Origin of the sequence: Roseburia sp. 1XD42-69, assembly GCF_003612565.1 — a bacterium.
In the GTDB taxonomy this organism is placed as follows: Bacteria; Bacillota; Clostridia; order Lachnospirales; family Lachnospiraceae; genus Roseburia_B.
On sequence record NZ_RAZG01000271.1, the window covers coordinates 1 to 568 of the forward strand.

Annotated in this window: 1 pseudogene; it reads right to left on the minus strand. The window is 53.7% G+C overall.

What is annotated here, in order from left to right:
• A pseudogene (locus D7Y06_RS25535) lies at positions 1–568 on the minus strand (transposase); the annotation flags it as partial.

The following is a 568-nucleotide window of genomic DNA, read 5'->3' on the forward strand; positions in this document are numbered from 1 at the left end:
GTTTCCGTTTCCATGAACTGTTCCTTATGGGAGGCGAACAGCCCTTTCAGGTGAACGGCATCCCCCTTTTTGGGCGGCCTGCCCCTGCCAGGTTTTCGGGGACCAGGCTTTTGGAACGCGGTACAGGACTTTTTGGCTTTGGTGACGATTTCCATGTGTACTTTCCCGCTGTTGTTTAATTCCCTGAGTTTTTCAAGGGCTGGCACAGTAAGGAAATACCTGTCCAGCAGGAGCAGGGAGTCTCCAAAAGTGAGGGCGGCATGATAAGAATCCTCCACCATCTGTACCACATGAGAGGCAGTTGAAACAGATGCGCCTTTCCATTCCCTGGCAGCCTGGAGCCCGTCATGGAGCCGGATGCTTAAGGGGATGCACGCCCAGCTGCGGAAGTTCCCGGCCAGTATGCCAAGCCCGCCGAACATATGCCCATGCATGTATTCTGGTTTTGCAGAATTCTCGGATTCCTGGAATAGCTTCTTCACCCCCGGCATACGGCGTCCTTCTTTTGACTGCTTTACCCCGTCACCAACAAGGACATGGAAGTTCCCTTCCTTGTAAAGGGGCGCAT